Origin of the sequence: Ruminococcus sp. CAG:379 (genome assembly GCF_000434255.1) — a bacterium.
Lineage (GTDB): Bacteria > Bacillota > Clostridia > Oscillospirales > Ruminococcaceae > Ruminococcus_F > Ruminococcus_F champanellensis.
The window spans coordinates 289-559 of record NZ_FR894919.1 but is presented as its reverse complement, the minus strand read 5'-3'; positions in this window follow the sequence as shown (position 1 = coordinate 559).

The window sequence follows — 271 nt, the reverse complement described above, 5'->3', positions numbered from 1 at the left end:
AGTATGGAGGGGGCAAAGACCTCTATCACGGAAATCAGCACCCATCTGGCGGCAGTGGAAGAAGCACTCTCCGGTGTCGAAACCGCACTGGCTGATATCGTGGAGGTGACGGCATGAGCATTGCAAAATACCTGACGGCTCTTGATGAGCAGAGGGACGCTTTAGCTCGTAATCTCGTAACAATGGGCGTGCAGGCTTCGGAGACAGAAAAGCTGAATACGCTTGTGCCGAAGGTGCTGCAAATTCCGCAGACAAAACCGGATATCACGCT